The sequence below is a fragment of the Anaeromyxobacter sp. K genome (assembly GCF_000020805.1).
GTDB lineage: Bacteria > Myxococcota > Myxococcia > Myxococcales > Anaeromyxobacteraceae > Anaeromyxobacter > Anaeromyxobacter dehalogenans.
Map to the genome: position 1 here is coordinate 1,360,858 of NC_011145.1, position 16,450 is coordinate 1,377,307.

Genomic DNA, 16,450 nt, shown 5'->3' on the forward strand with positions numbered 1-16,450 from the left:
GGGAGGGAACGTGGCGAGGATCCTCGACAGGGCGCCGGACTTCAAGCTGCCGGCGGTGCGCGGACGGGGCGCGCCGGTGGAGGTCTCGCTGTCGGCGCTCGCCGGTCGCTGGACGGTGCTGCTGTTCTACCCGCGCGACTTCACCGCCGTCTGCCCGACGGAGGTGCTGGAGCTCTCGAAGCGCATGCCGGAGCTGCGCGCGCTCGGCGCCGAGGCGATCGGCATCTCGGTGGACGACCTCGACACGCACCGCCGGTGGATCGAGGAGAAGCTGGGCGAGGTGGCGTTCCCGCTCGCGGCCGATCCGGACCGGGTGGTGTCGCGCGCGTACGGCGCGCTGCTGGAGCGGGAGGGCGTGGCGGCGCGGGCCACGTTCGTCGTCGATCCTGAGGGGGTGGTGCAGTACGCCGCGTTCCACAACCTCAGGGTGGGCCGCTCGATCTCGGAGATCGTCCGCGTGCTCGAGGCGCTGGAGACGGGCGAGAAGGCGCCGGCCGAGTGGAGGCCGGGCGCGCCGACGCTGGGACGTTGACGGTCGAGCGGCAGCGCCCGCGGCGAGGCGGGGAGGGATGGGCCGGGGATCGGGGTGTCGGGCGGGGCCGGGTCTAGCGCCCGCCGAGCAGCGCGGCCGGGGGGACGCCGAGGGCCTTCGCCATCTTCTCGATGGTCTCGAGCGGCGGCGAGCGCTGCCCGCGCTCCAGCATCGAGACGTACGACACGGAGATCCCGACCTTGTCGGCCAGCGCCTTCTGCGAAAGGTTCTTCTTCGAGCGGAGGCGCCGCACGTTGCCGGCAAAGCGCGTCAGGAGATCCATGGCGCGAACTGTTAGCAAAGGGGTCCCACCCCAGCAGCGTCCTTTTCGGGTCTGGCCCCGGTCGTTCTCGACCCACAGTGATGGCCCCAGCGCCCCGCCGTGAACATGATCAGCCTCCGATCCCCCACGGGAAGGAGCAGCAGATGGCGAAGCCGATCTGGAAGGTCGAGGTGGGCGACGAGGCGCCCGACTTCGAGCTGATCGCGACGGGCGACACCGCCGGCAAGGGCGCGGCTCGACGCAAGGTGAAGCTCTCCGACTATCGCGGCAAGAAGAACGTGGTGCTGGCGTTCTACCCGGCCGCGTTCACCCCCGTCTGAACGGTGCAGATGCCGTCGTACGAGGAGGATCTCTCCGAGTTCGAGCGGCGCAATGCCCAGGTCCTGGGCATCTCCACCGACCAGGTGTTCACCAACGAGGCGTGGGCGAAGTCGATGGGCGGCCTGTCGTACCCGCTGCTCTCCGACCACTGGCCGCACGGGCACGTGAGCGCGACCTACGGCGTGCTGCGCGGCGACGACGGCCACCCCGAGCGCGCCATCTTCGTGATCGACCGGCAGGGCAAGGTCGCCTACGTGGACATCCACGACATCGGCGAGCAGCCGCCCACCGACAAGATCATGCAGGCGCTCGACAAGCTGAAGTAGCCGAGGAGGCCCGCCATGGCGGACGACGCCGTCCCGAAGCCGCTCGAGCTGTCCCGCTACTGCGTGCCGTTCACGCCGTTCGCCGGCAAGCTGGAGGAGGCCACCGTCTGCCTCGTCTCCACCGCGGCGGTGCGGCTCGCCGGCGACCGGCCGTTCGACACCGGCGGCGACACCACCTGGCGGGCCATCCCGGGCGACGCGGAGGCGAAGGACCTCCGCTACGACGACACGCACTACGACCACGCCTGCGTGGACGCGGACCTGAACTGCGTGTTCCCGATCGATCGCGTGCGGGAGCTGGCGCGGGACGGGCGGGTGGGCGGGCTCACCGCCCGCCACTTCTCGCTCGGCTACAGCCAGGCGCTCCGCGAGCTGCGCGAGCGGACCATCCCGGCGCTGGTCCGCGAGATCGACCGCGAGCGGCCGGGCGCGGTGCTGCTCACCGGCGGCTGACGCCTGTGCCACCGCACGGTGGTCACCGTGCAGCGCAGCATCGAGCTGGTGGGCATCCCGACGGTGGTGATCACGGTCGAGCCGGAGGAGACGCTGCAGGCCAGGCCGCCGCGGGCGCTGTGCCCGCGCGGCTTCGTCGCCGGCCACTCGCTGGGCCGGCCCGCCGACGCCGCGCTGCAGAAGTGGATCCTCACCGACGCGCTCGGCCTGCTCACCGCCGAGCCGCGCCCGGGCCAGGTGATCGTGCGCGACTACGCGTGAACGCGCGCCCGCCGCGCGCCGGCGGGGCGCGCGGCAGGGCGGCGCGGGTCGCGGCGGGATGGAGCGCGGCCGTCACGGGCCCGCGTACACCGTCACGCCGCCGGCCCCGTACTTCAGGCTGGGCCCGTGCGCGATGTACACGATGCGCGGCGACGCCCAGCGGTCGAACTGGATGCTCCGCACCGGGTTCCAGGCCATCTTCGGCGCGCCCTGCGGCACCGTCCCGGAGGCCTGCCACGCGCCGTCCTTGTAGCGCCCGAAGCCGCCCCACCCGAAGCCGACCCAGATCGACCCGTCCGACGGATCGCAGGCGATGGCGCTGGCCTGGTTGCCGGTGCCGGCGGGCAGGTCGATGCGCTGCACCGAGAACGCGTTCGCCGGGTCCGTGACGGTCTTCGCCCGGTCGATGCCCACGCGCGCGATGCCCTTGCCGGCCGAGGCGACCCACAGCGTCCCGTCGCCGCAGAACGTGAGCCCGGAGACGTTGTCCCAGTACGTGTCGTCCGCCGGATCCCCGCCGAAGAACGTCGCGTGCGGCGTCACCGGCGCCATGCTGCCCCACCACCCGTTCCAGCTCGGGCGGTTCATGGTCGCGTAGTCCGGCAGGCTCGCGGTCCGGACCTCGTTCGAGAACCAGGGCACGTTCGCCACCGGGTCGAGCGCGAGGCCGGTGGACTCGCCGGTGAGGAAGCGGCCGTCGCTGCCGGTGATGGCGGGGTGCTCGTGCTCGAAGACCGCGAAGCTGTCGGCGAACGCCGCGTCGCCCTTGATGTAGTCGAGCCAGCCGCGCTGCTCCGGGTGGGCGGCCAGGATCGAGAGCACCGCGTGCGACGCGCCGAGGTAGACGTCGCCCTGCGAGAGCGGCCGGGTCGCGTCGTGGTTCACCACGATCCGGTGCACCACCCGGCCCTTGCCGCGCCGCCCGGACACCCAGGTCGAGTCGGACCAGGTCTCGCCGCAGACGGAGTTCCACGGGACCTGGGGGTAGTTCGTGTTGTCCCAGTGCTCGCAGATGACGCCCGGGGGCGAGGCGATGAACACGTGGCGCTGCAGCGTCACCCGGGTCCCGTCGAAGGCGACCACGTCGGCGCCGCCGGAGCGCCGCGCCCACTCGGCGTCGTAGTCGTAGTCCGAGCCCACGCCCCGGTAGCCCACCACCGCCACGCCCGCGGCCGCGCCCGCCACCGAGATGATGGGGCATGGCACGGCCGGGCTCTGCGGCGCCTCCACCGCGATCTCCGCGGGGTCGTGGCAGCTCGCGGTGAGGCCGGCCGCGGCCGGGTCGACGCGGACGAAGTCGCGGTCGTCGCGGCGCTTCACGAACAGCGCCGACCCGCCCGCCACGTACACGTTCCCGCCCTCGTCCGCCGACGCGTCGCTCACGTCGGCCGTGAGCCCCTGCGCCTCGCCGTAGAAGGTGAACCCGCCCGCCGCGGCGGGCGGATCGACCGGCGGCGGCGGGGGCGGCGGCGGCGCGGGGCACGGGAGCGGCGGACAGCCCGGCGCCACCGGGCAGCTCCCGTCGCACACCGGGACCGGGTCCGACGCCTTCGCCTTCGACGACCCCGAGCCGCACGCCGTCAAGGCGGCCAGCGCCGCGCCCGCCACCAGCCCCACCGCCAGCCAGAACCCTCGCATGCCCCGCCCTCGCTCCGCGGCCCGACGGCCGCTCGTACGCGCGCCGGGAAAGCTGGACCGCGCCGCGAAACGGGCCAAGCCGCGCGCCGGGGGAGGCCCCCACTGCCGCCCCGGCCACGGCGGGCGGCGGCGGGCTCGCCCCGTCCGGCGGGCCGTGCCAGAATCCGCCGGTGCTCCAGGGCGATCTCGCCACCTTCCCGCTTCCGGACCTCTTCCAGTGGCTCGATCAGGGCCGCCGCGCCGGCGTGCTCGAGATCGACTCCGGCGACGGCGCGCGCTTCTGGCTGGAGGTGCAGGATCGTCGCATCCGGGCGGCCGCCCGCCCGCCCGGCGAGCACGCGGGGCTCGGCACGCTCGCCGGCTGGCACCACGCCGAGCCGCCCGAGGCGCTCTGGCCGGAGGCCTGCGCCGACCGCATCGTGGACCTCTTCCTGGCGCCGCCCGGCGGCCGGTTCGCGCTGGTGGACGGCGCGGCCGGGTTCGAGGACGGCGTGCCGCTCGACCTCTCCCTGGGCCAGATGACGCTGGAGGGGCTGCGCCGGCTCGACGAGTGGCCCGACCTCGACCGCCGCTATCCGTCCGAGTCGGCGCTGCTGTGCGCCGACGGCGCCGGCGCGCCGCGCACGCCCGGGCAGCGCGCCCTGCTGGAGGCGGCCCGGCGCCGGGTGTCGATCGCCGAGGCGCGCCTCGGGCTCCACCTCTCGCGCCCCGCGGCGCTCCGGCGCGTCGAGGCGCTCCGGGAGCTCGGGCTGGCCCACGTGGAGGGCGTGGCCCCGCACGCCGACCCGGTCTCCTCGCTCATCGACAAGGCGCAGCTGCTCGTGGGCGAGCGCCAGTTCGACGAGGCCGCCATCGTGTTCAGGAGCCTGCTCGCCGCGGATCCGTCGGACCGCCGCGTGCGGGCGCTGCTGCGCGAGGCCGAGCGCGAGCAGGTGGCGGCGCTCTACGAGGAGCTGTCGCCGGTGGCGGTGCCGGTCCTGCTCGGCGGCCCCGCCTCGCTGGACTCGCCCGCGGGGCGGCGGCTCGGGAGCATCGACCGCGAGGTCGCGTCCCGGGTGAACGGCGCGTGGGACGTGGCGAGCGTCGCCCTGTCCTGCCCGCTGCGCGAGGTCGAGACCCTGAAGGCGCTGCGGAAGCTCGTCCGGCTGGGGCTGGTGGACCTGCGCGACGGGGCCCCGGCTCCCGCCCGCGTGCCGCGCCGTGTCGGCACCCCCGGTCCGGCGTAGCGTCGGTGGGGTGCGGCGCGCGGCCGTGACACGCGCATGACGCGAGCGGCCTACTCCTGTTCCGGAGGGAGACGGCTCATGGAACAGGTGATCGACCCGACGGTACGCGGCGGGAAGCCGCTGCTGCGTGGCGTCTCGCACGAGATCGCCGCCTCCATCTCGCTCGCCGCCTGGGTGGCGGTGGCGCTCACGGCCCCGCCGGGCCGGGCCAGCGTCGCCGCCCACGTCTACGGTGCCTCGCTCTTCACGCTGTTTGCGGTGAGCGCGCTCTACCACCGGCCCATGTGGCCGCCGGGGCCGCGGCTGCTGATGCGGCGCCTCGACCACTCGGCCATCTTCCTGCTCATCGCCGGCACCTACACGCCCATGTGCCTGCTGCTCGGCGAGAAGGGCACGCTGGTGCTGGCGCTGGTGTGGACCGGCGCGGTGCTCGGGATCTTCCGCGCGGTGCTCTGGCCGCGGGCGCCTCGGTGGCTCAGCGCGGCGCTGTACGTGCTGCTCGGCTGGCTCATCCTGCCGCTCCTGCCGGCGGTGGCCCGGGCCGCCGGCACCGGCGGGCTGGTGCTGCTCGGCCTCGGCGGCCTCGTGTACAGCCTCGGCGCGGTGGTCTACGCCACCAAGCGGCCCAACCCGTTCCCGGGCGTGTTCGGCTACCACGAGGTCTTCCACGCGATGGTGGTCGCGGCGGCCGCGCTCCATTTCGCGGTGGTGCTGGGCGCGCTCCGCCGGATCGGCTGACCCGACCGCGGCGAGCGGGGCGCTCAGATCCGCTCGAGCTTCACCATCGCGGCGACGAGCAGGTGGAGCGCGAACAGCGCCTCCGGCTCGGTGACGGAGGCGTCCGGCTTCGCCGCGATCCGGCCCAGGCGCAGGAACTCGCGCCCGTCCAGCCCGAGCAGCGTGGCGCGCGCCGCCGGCGCGGCCTCGTCCACCCGCAGCCCGGCGAGCAGCTCCGCGATCGCCTCCGCGGCGCGGCGCGCCGCCGGCCCGTAGGAGCGCTCGCGGAGGTCGTGCTCCACGTCGGCGAGCGCGGCGCCGCGCCCCGGGAACATCCGCGCGAAGGACAGGCCCAGGAGCTGGCCGCGATCCCGGTACGCCTCGGGGGCGGACGCGTCGGCACGGGGCGCGGGCGGGTTGCCGGCGGGCGCGGCGGGCGCCTCGGCCGCGGCGGAGATCCGGGAGGCCAGCTCCGAGCCGCCGCCGGACAGGATCTGGCGCGGGGCGGCGCGGTGCGGGTGGCGCGCGTCGAGGTCCTTCACCACCCGGCGCGTGATCTCCTTCAGCGCCGCGAGCAGCCCCTCGCCGCGGCTCGCCACCGTCTCGAAGTCCGGCGCGCCGAGCAGGTTGAGCTGGCGACGCAGCTCGGCCACCGGCAGCACGCCGGGCAGGTCGCGCTTGTTGTACTGGATGACGTGCGGGAACGCGGGCAGGTCGATGCCCATCTCCGCCAGGTTCGACTCGAGGTTCGCGAACGACTCCAGGTTCGAGTCGAGCACCGACGCCTGCGAGTCGGCCACGAACACCACGCCGTCGGCGCCGTTCAGCACCAGCTTGCGGGTGGCGTCGTAGAAGACCTGGCCGGGCACCGTGTAGAGCTGCAGGCGCAGCGTGAGCCCGCGCACCTGCTCGGACTTGAGCGGCAGGAAGTCGAAGAACAGCGTCCGATCACCCTCGGTGGAGAGGCTGACGAGCTGGCCGCGGCTCTCCGGCCGCACGCTCGCGTGGATCTGCTGCAGGCTGGTCGTCTTCCCGGACAGGCCGGGGCCGTAATAGACGATCTTGGCCGAGATCTCGCGCGCGAGCGCGTTGACGGTGGACACGGCCGCGCATTGTATCCGGCGCCCGGGGCTTCGCGAGGGCGCGAGCCACGGGGGGCGCGCGCTCGGTGAAGGTGGAGGTGCGCAGGAGACGCCGGGCGGCGCCCTCACATGCGGAAGCCCACCACGAAGCTCGCCATCGGCGCCGGGGCGGTGGTGGACCACGCCACGTCCAGGCCGAGCGCGGGCAGCGCGACGTCGGCGACGTGCAGCCGCAGGCCCACCCCCGGGGCGAGGTACCGCGTCGTGTCGCCCCGCCAGCGGGCGAGGCAGGCGTCGAGCAGCGCCACGCCGGTCGCGACGCCCCAGCGCGGCCGCCAGATCGGCACCGCGTACTCCAGGGCCGCGGTGCCGGCGCGCTCCGCCCACAGCCCGCCCGTGGGGAAGCCGCGCGCGCCCGGCGTGCCGCCCAGGCGGAGCGCGTCCACCGCGGCGTCGCCCTCGACGCCCTGGCCCGCCACCGCGAGCGACCACGCGTGGCCGAGCCGGTTCGCGCCGCCCCAGGTCGCGCGCGCGTCGGCCTGGCGCAGGTCGCGCCCGCCCGCGAGCGCCGCGTCGGCGTGCCGGTAGCGCAGGCGCGCGGTGACGCCCCGCTCGTAGAAGAGGTGGAAGTCGCTCGCGTCGTACGCCACCGCCGCCACCAGGCCGCGGGCGGGCCCGACGCGCGCGGGCGGCGCCCAGCCGTCCTCGGCGCTCGCGTCCGCCCACACGCCGAACCAGCCGGCGCTCACGGCCAGCCGATCGGTGAGCCGGCGGCCGAGGGCGGCCGTCAGGTCGGTGCGGGCGTCGCGGTAGGCGTAGACCACGTCGCCGCCGCCGTCGGTCCGCTCGCGCCGCGCGTCCTGGCGCATCGCGAACGCGTCGGCGGTCCAGCGGGTGCCGGCCACCTCGCGATCCCAGTAGCCGGCCATCCCGGCCGCGCCGCGGGTCGAGAGCGTCCCGCCGGCCATGAGCTGCTTCCCCCATCCGAACAGGTTCGACTCCAGGAGCAGCAGGCCGCCGCCCGTCTCTCCTCCGGACGAGGTGAACATGGGGATGGGCAGGAGGGTCCAGCGCTCCTGGACGTCCACCTCCAGCGCCACGCCGCCCTCGCCGGCGGGGCGCGGGGTCACCCGGACGCCCTTGAACAGCCGGAGGTTGAGCAGGCGCTGCTCGAGCGCGGCGGCGTCGCCGTCGAACCGATCGCCCACGTCGAGCTCGAGCGCCTGCCGGACGTAGGCGGTGGCGGTGCGCCGGTTGCCGGTGACCGAGATCTCGCGCACCACCGCCGGCCCGCCGCCCGCGGCGAGCTGGGCGCAGAGCAGGAGCCAGAGCACCGGGGGCGCAGCCATCGCGGGTTTCTAGTCGGCCGGCCCCCGGCCGTCCAGCGTCGCGCGGCGGCTCCGCGGCGGGCCGCCCCGGCGCGCAGCCGCGCCCCGCCGGGCGTGGTAAAGAGGCGCGCATGGCGTCCACCTCCCTCACGTTCGCGACCCGGGCCGAGCACCGGGCCTGGCTGGAGTCCCGGTCCGCGCTGCCGGAGGGCTTCCGCATCGGCACCTGCGCGTTCGAGTTCGTGCCGGTGGAGGTCCCGAAGCCCGGCCGCATGCGCCTCACGCTCGTCGCCCTCGACCGGCCCACGCCGGCGTTCGCGGCGAAGTTCACGCGCAACGCGTTCCCGGGCGCGCCGGTGCGGGTGGGGCGCCGCCGGCTGGACGGCGCGGCGCTCGGCGCGGTGGTGATCAACAACAAGGTGGCGAACGTGTGCGCGCCGGACGGCGTCGAGGCCGCCGAGCGCGTCTGCGCCGAGGCGGCGCGGCTGCTCGGGCTCGCGCCGGAGGAGGTCCTGCCGTCCTCGACCGGCGTCATCGGATGGCGGCTGCCGGTGGACCGGATGGTGGAGGCGCTGCCCGCCGCGGCGGCGGCGCTGCAGGGCGGCTCGGCGCTGCCCGCCGCCGAGGCGATCATGACCACCGACCTGTACCCGAAGCTGCGCCGGGCCGAGGTGGGCGGCGGGAGCATCGTGGGCTTCGCGAAGGGGGCCGGGATGGTCGAGCCGAACCTGGCCACCATGCTGGTCTACCTCCTCACCGATCTCGACGTCCCCCGCGACGCGCTCCGCGCCGCGCTCGACCGGGCGGTGGAGGGCAGCTTCAACCGCATCTCGGTGGACTCCGACACCAGCACCTCCGACACCGTGGTGCTGCTCTCGTCGCGCAAGCGCCCGGCGCCGCCCGCCGCCGACTTCGCCGCGGCGCTGGCGCAGGTGTGCGGCGACCTCGCCGAGGACGTGGTCCGGAACGGCGAGGGCGTGCACCACGTGGTGCGGGTGGCGGTCCGCGGGGCGCCGTCGGACGCGGCGGCGCACCTGGTGGGCAAGGCGGTGGTCAACTCGCCGCTGCTCAAGGCCGCGGTGAACGGGAACGACCCGAACGTCGGCCGGCTGCTGTGCGCGGTGGGCAAGGTGGCCGGCGCGGCCGGGATCGCGCTCGAGCCGGCGCGCGCGGTGATGCGGGTGGGCGGCGAGGTGGTGCTCGAGGGCGGCGCCATGCGGCTGGACCCGGAGAAGGAGCGGCGGCTGGTGGCGCACATGAAGGCGGCGGAGCTGTACGCGAGCGCGCCGCCCCCCGACGGCGTCTCCTTCCGGCCCCCGATCGACCACCCGCCGCACGAGCGCCGGGTGGAGATCGAGATCGACCTGGGGATGGGCACCGGCGCCTGCGACGTGCTCGGCGGCGATCTCTCCCACGAGTACGTCACCGAGAACGCCGACTACCGGAGCTGAGCCCGTACGCGGGCCGCTCGCCCCCGAGCGTGTCGAGGGCGAGCGGAGGCGGCTCGACGGCGCCGGGCCCGCAGGCCCGGTCAGCGGATGCCGATGGCCGGGCGCGGCGTGCCGTAGCGGCGGCAGCGCTCGGCGAGGCCGGGGAAGTCCTGCTCCCAGCCGCCGCAGCGGGGCGGCGGGGGCGCCGGCGTCCACGCGGTGGGGCGCCGCGCGTCGCCGGGGCCGGGCACCACCAGCGACCCGACGTAGTCGCCCTTCTCGTAGACCCGGCGGAGCTGCGCGGCGAGGCGCGCCACCTCGGCGTCGCCGATCCGGCCGCTCGCGGTCGCCTGGTAGAACTGCACCGTCACGCGCACCGGGAAGCGCGGGTCGCGCTCGACGGCGAGCCCGGCGAGCTCGGTGTACGGGCCGTCCAGCGCGCCGTGGCCAAGCACCGCCGTCTCGAGGTCCCGCTCCGGCGCGGCCATCGACTTCGCCTGCGGCGCCGGCGCGGCGGCCATGGGCGCCTGCCCGTAGGCCTCGGCGCGGCGCGGCGGCTCGCGGCGGCGGAGCGGCACCTGCACCAGCATGAGCACGTTCGCGTCGTCGCCCAGGTCGGACGCGGCCTCGCCGTTCAGGGTGGTGCCGCGCCCGCGCACGTCGGAGAGGCGCTCGGCGATGAGCGGGGCGCGCTCGCCGCCCGCGTTGAAGAACAGCCGCTGGCCCCAGCTCGCGCCGCCCGACACGGTGTCGCGCGCGTTGTCCACCACGGTGACCGAGGTGCCCTGGCGCGTCACCAAGATGGTGAGCACCGCGGGATCGCCCGCGGTCGACTGGTAGTTGAAGATCACAGGGTGGAACGTCGCGCGGCCCTGGCGCGGCACCGGCAGGAACGCCGCCTGCGCCGACACGAGCGCGTGCGTGTCGCGCGGCGCGAGCAGCGAGCCGCCGCGGATGGCGCCGTCGCGCGGCGAGGACAGCCAGCGCGCCGGATCGGCGAGCAGCTCGCGGAGCGTGACGACGCGCTCACGCCCGTTCTCGCGCGCGTTGCCCACCCGCAGCCAGATCCGGTCGAGCGGCACGTCGGCGGTGCGGTCGGTGAAGTTCGGGAAGCGGAGGACCGGCATGAGCGCGAGCTTGCGGGCGTCCCCGTCCTCGGACACGACCTCCAGCGTCACGTCGCTGATGTTCGGGCCGAGCGACGAGCCCTGCCAGCGGCCGGTGTCCTCCCAGGTGACGTTGACGAGGTCGAGGCCGTGCGCCTGCGCGGCGCGCCGGGCGTCGGGATCCGAGACCATCCCCGCGACGCGCTGGACCACGGCCGGATACGGCTCGGGGCGCGGGTCGCCGCGCCGCGCCGAGGCGGCGGCCGGCGGGAGCAGGAGCGCGAGGGCGGTCCCGAGGGCGAGGAGGCGGAAGGGCAGGGCGCGGCGTCGGGTCATGGCGTTCCTCCGGGTGGTTCGCAGGGGTGAACGCGCCGTCCTCGAGATGGATCTGCGAGCGCCCGTCCGGGCCGCGGACGGCGGCGGTCGCCGGGCGGACCGGGCGGACCGGGCGGGCCACGCCGCCGGCGGTTTCCCCGGAGACGAAGGGCGGTTGCGCACGGCGCGGCCGGCACCGGGGCTGCACCGGCGCCGGGCATGTCCACGAACGAGCACGTCCGGGGCGCGGCCGGCGCGCGGAGCGGCCGGTGATCGCCGCCGCGGAGCGAGGGCGCGCCGAGGCGCGGGAGGCGGCGGGACGGTGCGACGCGCGCGCCGCCGGTCAGCGGTTCGACGAGGCGCTGCAGCGCGCGAGGCGGGCCGACGCGCGCGGTCGGGCCGGCGCCGCGCAGGCGGTGCGGGCGGAGCGCGGGCGCGCGGACGCGGCGCACCGAGGCGCGGGGGAGTCGGACGGTGACGAGCCGCGCGCCGGGGGATCGGCCCGCGCACCGTCGCCTGCGTCCCGTGCCGCGCCCGACCGTGCGCACGGGGCCGGCGCCGGGGCGTTCGCGGACGCCGCCCCCCAGGCGCCGACGGCCGCGCCCACGCTCCCCGGCGCGCCCGCGCCCGCCGCCCCCGCGGACGTCGCCGCCCTCCGGGCCGCCGTGCGCGCGCTGCCCGCCGCCATCGAGGCGGCGCAGCGGGCCGACGGGTCGGCGCTCACGCTCGCGTTCGGGTCCGCGCTCGGCGTGGACCTGCGCGCCGGCGCCGGAGGCATCGAGCTCACCCTCCGCCCCGCCGCCGCGCTCGCGCGCGCCGCCCAGGCCGAGCTTCCCGGCCTGACCGCCGCGCTCCGCGCCCGCGGCCTGCGGGTCGCCCGCGCCGAGGTCCGCGCCCGCCCGGACGCCCGGGGTCCGGCCCGGGGCGACGCCGCCGGGACGCCGTTCGCCGCCCGCGTTGACGGCGCACCGGGGCTCCTATAAAAGGCTGACCCTACGGCACCGTCGCCAAGTGGTAAGGCCCGGGTCTGCAAAACCCGTATTCGGCGGTTCGAATCCGCCCGGTGCCTCTCGAGGAGAGGCGTTCAGCTTCAGCCGGTTCCGAAGGGCGTTCGACCAGGACAGGGTCGGGCGCCCTTCGTCCGTCTGGGAGCGATCCGGCGGCGCTCGGCGAGGCGCGCGAGCACGGAGCAGACCCATGGCCGAGAACAGGTACGACGACGCCGTCGTGTTCACGAACTACAGCCAGCTGGCCCGGTCCGTCGGAGGTCTGGCCGAGGCCGGCGAGTGGTCCGCCTTCCGGGCGCTGCTGCCGGACCTCCGGGGCAAGCGGGTGCTCGACCTCGGCTGCGGCTTCGGGTGGCACTGCCGCCATGCGTTGGAGCAGGGCGCGAGCGCCGTGGTCGGCGTCGACGTCTCCGAGAAGATGCTCGAGCGCGCCCGGGCGCTGGGCTCCGACGCCCGGCTCACGTACGTGAGGTCGGCGATCGAGGACGTCGAACTCGCGCCCGCGACGTTCGACGTGGTGATCAGCTCCCTGGCGCTCCACTACGTGGCCGACCTCGCGAAGGTCCTCGCGAACGTCCGCGCGTGCCTTCGCCCGGGAGGCGCCCTGGTGTTCTCGGTCGAGCACCCGATCTTCACCGCCCGCGCCGAGCAGGACTGGTGCCTGGGCCCGGACGGCGCGCGGCGGCACTGGCCGGTGGACGGCTACCAGGACGAGGGTCCGCGCACGACCACGTGGATGGGGGCGGCGGTCGTGAAGCACCACCGGACCGTCGCGACCTGGGTGGACTCGGTGATCGACGCCGGGTTCCGCCTCGAGCGGCTGGTCGAGCCCGAGCCGCCTCCGGAGCTCCTGGAGGCACACCCGGACTGGAAGGACGAGCGCCGGCGCCCGATGATGCTGCTCGTCTCGAGCCGCGCCGATGGCGGGCTCGAGCCCCCGACCACGAGCGGCGGGACCGGCGGCTCGACGGCGGGAGGGACGAGGAGCCGCGCACCGTGAGTGGATGCGCCGCGCGCAGGTCGTGAAGCACCCGGGCCGTCGCCACCTGGGTGAGCGCGTCGCTCCGCCGCGCATCGGAGCGACGAGATCCGGCGCCCGGTGATGCGCTCGGGTGACGGACGGCGCGACGGGATCGCGCTTCGGCGCGCGGACGGCCCTTCACCGGACGTATCGAGGCCCTGCCCTGCGGCAACCGGCCGCGCCCGGGAGGAACGCAGCCGTCGCCGGGTCGCCGGCGGCCGCTCACACCGGGTCCGGCGGCGCACATCGCCGGTCGCCCTGGGGCGCTCCGGTCGCCGAGCTGGGGCGTCGACACGCTTCCTGCATGACGGCATGCGCGGGGGCCGGTGGACCGCACGACGAGGCTCCTCACGGGATACCGACATGCTCGCCAACCTCAGGATCCGCACCAAGCTCGCCCTCCTCGTGGTCGTGGGCTCCCTCGCCCTCCTCGCCGTGGCCTCCGCCGCGCTGATGCAGGGGCGCGCGAGCGACGCCACCATCGCCCGCATGGCCGGGAGCGACCTCGAGCTCCTGGTCGGCTTCGAGTCCATGTACTCGGCGGGCCTGCAGACCGGGCAGGCGACCCGCAACGTCCTGCTCGACCCCCAGGACCGCACCGCGAAGAAGAACTACCGGGACGCGCACGAGGCGTTCTCGACGACCCTCGAGCAAGCGCGGAAGCTCGCGCCTCCCGAGCTGAAGCCGCGGCTGCAGGAGGTGGACCGCCTCTGGGCCGCGGACCACGCGCTCAAGCAGGAGGTGATGAGCCTCTCCGAGGCCGGCCGTCGCGACGAGGCCGTCGCGGTCCTCGTCGGCAAGGAGACCCCGGCGTGGCGCGCGGTGAAGCAGGTCATCCTCGAGCTCCGCGACGAGCAGCGGCGCGCCTTCTCGAGGAGCGAGGCGTCCGCCCTCCGCGACACGGCCCTCGTCAGGCGGGTGGTGTTCGGCACGATCGTGGTGGCCGCCGCCGTCTTCGTGCTCCTCTCCGTGGTCCTCGCGCGGAGCATCGCCGCTCCGCTCCGGGAGGCGATCCGGGTCGCGGCGGCGATCTCGCGCGGCGATCTGACCGCGACCGTCGCGGCCGGACGTCGCGACGAGGTCGGTCAGCTCCAGGCGGCGCTGGGCGCGATGACGCAGAAGCTGGCGCAGGTGATCGGCGAGGTCCGGAGCGGCGCCGAGGCGCTCGCCGGCGCCTCGCAGCAGGTCTCGGCGACGTCCCAGGCCCTGTCGCAGGGCACCGGCGAGCAGGCCAGCAGCGTGGAGGAGACGACCGCGTCGCTCGAGCAGATGAGCGCGTCGATCGAGCAGAACGCGGAGAGCTCCCGCGCGACGGAGGCGGCCTCGAAGGAGAGCGCCGCGAACGCGGAGGAGGGCGGGAAGTCGGTCCGGCAGACCGTCGCCGCGATGAAGGCGATCGTGGAGAGGATCTCGATCATCGAGGAGATCGCCTACCAGACGAACCTGCTCGCGCTGAACGCGGCCATCGAGGCCGCGCGCGCGGGAGCGCACGGCCGGGGGTTCGCGGTGGTGGCGGCAGAGGTCCGGAAGCTCGCCGAGCGCTCGCAGAAGGCCGCGCAGGACATCGGCGGGCTGGCCGGCTCCAGCGTCGCGGCCGCCGAGCGCTCGGGCGAGCTCATCGAGCGGCTCGTGCCCGCGATCCGCAGGACGGCGGCGCTGGTCCACGAGGTGGCGGCGGCGTCCCAGGAGCAGTCCTCCGGCGTCGGCCAGGTGTCGAAGGCGATGGCGCTCGTCGATCAGGTCACCCAGCGGACCGCGTCCGCCGCCGAGGAGCTCGGCGCCACCGCAGAGGAGATGGCCTCCCAGGCGGAGGCGCTGCAGCAGCTCATCTCCTTCTTCCACCTGGAGGGCCAGGGCGATCGCGTCGCGCGCACCGCGCAGCCGCCGCGCGCGGCGGGCGCGCTCGCGCGCCCCCAGGACGCGGGCCTGGCGGTGGTCGCCGGCGGCAAGGCCGGGAGCGCGGGAGCCCGGCCGAGCTAGCGATCCGCGATGGAGACCGCCGAGGCGCTCGCGAGCGCCTCCGGAGGGAAGCGCGCGTTCGAGGCCTGCGTGACGGAGGCGGGGGAAAAGCCCCGGGCGCAGGGGGAGCAAGAAGTGGCTGGGGGGTTGCCTGCAACTCGCAGAGCCCCTGCGCGCCGGGAGGTCGAGAACCTAGTTTACTGACCGTCTTTGCGCAAGGATTCGCGCGCGCGGCCGCGAACATTCTCGCGGAGCACACGTGCATACACCACGGAGCGTGACGGTCACCGAGCGTGACGGCCGGCCGCCGGCGCACCGGGGCCCCGCGGGCGCCGGTGCGCGCGCCCGCGCGGCTACAGCGACGCGAGGTCGATGACGAACCGGTACCGCACGTCGCCGCGGATCATCCGCTCGTAGGCCTCGTTGATCTTCTGGATGGGGATGACCTCCACGTCCGAGACGACCTGCTTCCCGGCGCAGAAGTCCAGCATCTCCTGGGTCTCGGCGATGCCGCCGATGAGCGAGCCGGCCAGCGTGCGGCGGCCGCCGATGAGCGAGTGCGCGTGCAGCGGGATGCGCTCGGGCGGCACGCCCACCAGCACCATGGCCCCGTCCACCTTCACCATGCCGAGGTACCGGTCGTAGTCGTGCGGCGCCGAGATGGTGTCGAGGATGAAGTCGAAGCGGTTGCGCAGGCGGCGGAAGGTGGCGTCGTCGCTCGTGAGCGCGAAGCCGCTCGCGCCCAGGCGGCGCGCGTCGGCCTCCTTGCGCGGGGAGGTGCTGAGCATGGTCACCTCCGCGCCCATGGCGGCGGCGAGCTTCACCGCCATGTGGCCGAGGCCGCCCAGGCCCACCACGCCGACCTGCTGGCCCGGGCCCACCTTCCAGTGGCGGAGCGGCGAGTAGGTGGTGATGCCGGCGCAGAGCAGCGGCGCGGCGGCGGCGAGGTCGAGCGAGGGCGCCACCTTCAGCGCGAAGTCCTCGGTCACGACCACCTGCTTCGAGTAGCCGCCGTGCGTGGGCGTGCGGCGGTCCATCTCGGTGCTGTTGTAGGTCCAGGCCGGACCGCGCTCGCAGAACTGCTCGAGATCGCGCCGGCACGGATCGCAGGTGCGGCACGAGTCCACCAGGCAGCCGACCCCGGCGTGATCGCCGGGCCGGAAGCGCGTGACCTTCGCGCCGACGCGGGCGACGCGGCCGACGATCTCGTGGCCGGGCACCATGGGGAAGGCGGCGCCGCCCCACTCGTCGCGCGCCTGGTGGATGTCCGAGTGGCAGACGCCGCAGTAGGCGATGTCGATGAGGACGTCGCGCTCGCCGACGTCGCGGCGCTCGATGGTGTGGGGGACGAGGGGCGCGCCGGCGGCCGGCGCAGCCCAGGCCTTGACCTGGGTCATGGTGATGCCTCCTGTTGACGATGTCGAGGGGGGAGGAATCTAGCGGCT

General features: G+C 75.5%; 15 protein-coding genes and 1 tRNA gene. 10 read left to right on the top strand and 6 right to left on the bottom strand.

Features of this window, described 5'->3' with window-relative positions:
- The first annotated feature begins 10 nt into the window (after positions 1-10).
- Complete coding sequence (locus ANAEK_RS06010) at positions 11-532, top strand: peroxiredoxin (RefSeq protein ID WP_012525264.1); 522 nt, start codon at positions 11-13, stop codon at positions 530-532.
- Positions 533-605: 73 nt separating this feature from the next.
- Here ANAEK_RS06010 and ANAEK_RS06015 read toward each other — a convergent pair whose 3' ends face one another.
- Positions 606-815 (bottom strand): helix-turn-helix domain-containing protein, encoded by a 210-nt coding sequence (locus ANAEK_RS06015; RefSeq protein ID WP_011420204.1) that lies wholly within the window; start codon positions 813-815, stop codon positions 606-608.
- 143 nt (positions 816-958) lie between these two features.
- On the opposite strand from ANAEK_RS06015, the gene ANAEK_RS23275 reads away from it, so the two are divergent.
- Positions 959-1,462, top strand: a complete 504-nt coding sequence (locus ANAEK_RS23275; protein WP_012525265.1) for a peroxiredoxin — start codon at positions 959-961, stop codon at positions 1,460-1,462.
- A gap of 15 nt (positions 1,463-1,477) precedes the next feature.
- Positions 1,478-2,176: a selenoprotein B gene (locus ANAEK_RS23525; RefSeq protein ID WP_255344376.1), complete on the top strand. Its 699-nt coding sequence runs from the start codon at positions 1,478-1,480 to the stop codon at positions 2,174-2,176.
- Between the two features lie 72 nt (positions 2,177-2,248).
- Here the strand turns inward: ANAEK_RS23525 and ANAEK_RS06040 are convergent, their stop codons facing one another.
- Positions 2,249-3,814 (bottom strand): hypothetical protein, encoded by a 1,566-nt coding sequence (locus ANAEK_RS06040; protein WP_012525268.1) that lies wholly within the window; start codon positions 3,812-3,814, stop codon positions 2,249-2,251.
- Between the two features lie 170 nt (positions 3,815-3,984).
- On the opposite strand from ANAEK_RS06040, the gene ANAEK_RS06045 reads away from it, so the two are divergent.
- The gene (locus ANAEK_RS06045) at positions 3,985-5,040 is read left to right on the top strand and encodes a DUF4388 domain-containing protein (protein ID WP_012525269.1); all 1,056 of its coding nucleotides are present in this window, start codon (positions 3,985-3,987) and stop codon (positions 5,038-5,040) included.
- 78 nt (positions 5,041-5,118) lie between these two features.
- Positions 5,119-5,778, top strand: a complete 660-nt coding sequence (locus tag ANAEK_RS06050) for a hemolysin III family protein (RefSeq protein WP_012525270.1) — start codon at positions 5,119-5,121, stop codon at positions 5,776-5,778.
- Positions 5,779-5,801: 23 nt separating this feature from the next.
- Here the strand turns inward: ANAEK_RS06050 and ANAEK_RS06055 are convergent, their stop codons facing one another.
- Together ANAEK_RS06055 and ANAEK_RS06060 are read right to left on the bottom strand one after the other, a co-directional pair.
- Positions 5,802-6,860, bottom strand: a complete 1,059-nt coding sequence (locus ANAEK_RS06055; RefSeq protein ID WP_012525271.1) for an ATP/GTP-binding protein — start codon at positions 6,858-6,860, stop codon at positions 5,802-5,804.
- Positions 6,861-6,964: 104 nt separating this feature from the next.
- Entirely contained in the window at positions 6,965-8,188 is a 1,224-nt protein-coding gene (locus ANAEK_RS06060; protein WP_012525272.1) for a POTRA domain-containing protein, read from the bottom strand.
- Between the two features lie 110 nt (positions 8,189-8,298).
- Here ANAEK_RS06060 and ANAEK_RS06065 point away from each other — a divergent pair, with 110 nt between their 5' ends.
- Positions 8,299-9,618: a bifunctional ornithine acetyltransferase/N-acetylglutamate synthase gene (locus ANAEK_RS06065; protein ID WP_012525273.1), complete on the top strand. Its 1,320-nt coding sequence runs from the start codon at positions 8,299-8,301 to the stop codon at positions 9,616-9,618.
- Between the two features lie 80 nt (positions 9,619-9,698).
- Here ANAEK_RS06065 and ANAEK_RS06070 read toward each other — a convergent pair whose 3' ends face one another.
- On the bottom strand, positions 9,699-11,039 hold the full coding sequence (locus ANAEK_RS06070) for a hypothetical protein (RefSeq protein ID WP_012525274.1): 1,341 nt from the start codon (positions 11,037-11,039) through the stop codon (positions 9,699-9,701).
- Positions 11,040-11,287: 248 nt separating this feature from the next.
- Here ANAEK_RS06070 and ANAEK_RS06075 point away from each other — a divergent pair, with 248 nt between their 5' ends.
- The 4 genes from ANAEK_RS06075 (at position 11,288) to ANAEK_RS06090 (ending at position 15,026) form a co-directional block, all read left to right on the top strand.
- Positions 11,288-12,001, top strand: a complete 714-nt coding sequence (locus tag ANAEK_RS06075; RefSeq protein ID WP_012525275.1) for a hypothetical protein — start codon at positions 11,288-11,290, stop codon at positions 11,999-12,001.
- Positions 12,002-12,015: 14 nt separating this feature from the next.
- Positions 12,016-12,087: transfer RNA gene (locus ANAEK_RS06080), tRNA-Cys, on the top strand.
- 128 nt (positions 12,088-12,215) lie between these two features.
- The gene (locus tag ANAEK_RS06085; protein WP_012525276.1) at positions 12,216-13,025 is read left to right on the top strand and encodes a bifunctional 2-polyprenyl-6-hydroxyphenol methylase/3-demethylubiquinol 3-O-methyltransferase UbiG; all 810 of its coding nucleotides are present in this window, start codon (positions 12,216-12,218) and stop codon (positions 13,023-13,025) included.
- 384 nt (positions 13,026-13,409) lie between these two features.
- Positions 13,410-15,026: a methyl-accepting chemotaxis protein gene (locus tag ANAEK_RS06090; protein ID WP_012525277.1), complete on the top strand. Its 1,617-nt coding sequence runs from the start codon at positions 13,410-13,412 to the stop codon at positions 15,024-15,026.
- A 332-nt stretch (positions 15,027-15,358) separates the two neighbouring features.
- On the opposite strand, the gene ANAEK_RS06095 is transcribed toward ANAEK_RS06090, so the two are convergent.
- Complete coding sequence (locus ANAEK_RS06095; RefSeq protein WP_012525278.1) at positions 15,359-16,402, bottom strand: NAD(P)-dependent alcohol dehydrogenase; 1,044 nt, start codon at positions 16,400-16,402, stop codon at positions 15,359-15,361.
- Positions 16,403-16,450: the final 48 nt, after the last annotated feature.

Excerpts from the sequence above, each read along its gene's own strand:
- ANAEK_RS06060 (WP_012525272.1), bottom strand. The coding sequence starts at position 8,188 with ATGGCTGCGCCCCCGGTGCTCTGGCTCCTGCTCTGCGCCCAGCTCGCC.
- ANAEK_RS06040 (WP_012525268.1), bottom strand. The coding sequence starts at position 3,814 with ATGCGAGGGTTCTGGCTGGCGGTGGGGCTGGTGGCGGGCGCGGCGCTG.
- ANAEK_RS06065 (WP_012525273.1), top strand. The coding sequence starts at position 8,299 with ATGGCGTCCACCTCCCTCACGTTCGCGACCCGGGCCGAGCACCGGGCC.
- ANAEK_RS06015 (WP_011420204.1), bottom strand. The coding sequence starts at position 815 with ATGGATCTCCTGACGCGCTTTGCCGGCAACGTGCGGCGCCTCCGCTCG.
- ANAEK_RS06070 (WP_012525274.1), bottom strand. The coding sequence starts at position 11,039 with ATGACCCGACGCCGCGCCCTGCCCTTCCGCCTCCTCGCCCTCGGGACC.
- ANAEK_RS06085 (WP_012525276.1), top strand. The coding sequence starts at position 12,216 with ATGGCCGAGAACAGGTACGACGACGCCGTCGTGTTCACGAACTACAGC.
- ANAEK_RS06095 (WP_012525278.1), bottom strand. The coding sequence starts at position 16,402 with ATGACCCAGGTCAAGGCCTGGGCTGCGCCGGCCGCCGGCGCGCCCCTC.
- ANAEK_RS06090 (WP_012525277.1), top strand. The coding sequence starts at position 13,410 with ATGCTCGCCAACCTCAGGATCCGCACCAAGCTCGCCCTCCTCGTGGTC.
- ANAEK_RS06050 (WP_012525270.1), top strand. The coding sequence starts at position 5,119 with ATGGAACAGGTGATCGACCCGACGGTACGCGGCGGGAAGCCGCTGCTG.